We start from the raw sequence: 227 nt of genomic DNA, 5'->3' as shown, positions 1-227 counted from the left end.
GTCAATACCCACTTTGGTATTTCCGGATGCATGATTTTCATACAGCTTAGATATGATATCTATTGTATTGAGACCAGCATTCTCTGCTAGGGTTCTTGGTACCATATCAAAACTTTCAGCAAACTTGGCAATGGCATACTGATCCAATCCTGTTTCCTTGAAGGAGAACTCTTTCAATCTTCTAGCCAACTCAATTTCAGTAGCTGCAGCTCCAGGTACCATTCGAC

At 41.0% G+C, this 227-nt stretch carries 1 protein-coding gene; it reads right to left on the bottom strand.

The window, feature by feature from the left end:
• Positions 1-227 (bottom strand): TCP-1/cpn60 chaperonin family protein (locus tag J2D73_RS20535; RefSeq protein WP_207884285.1); only part of this gene is annotated, 227 nt, incomplete at both ends.

Source organism: Acetobacter sacchari, assembly GCF_017377715.1.
In the GTDB taxonomy this organism is placed as follows: Bacteria; Pseudomonadota; Alphaproteobacteria; order Acetobacterales; family Acetobacteraceae; genus Acetobacter; species Acetobacter sacchari.
The sequence above is the reverse complement of the archived record's forward strand: the minus strand, read 5'-3'. Positions and strand labels throughout refer to the sequence as shown.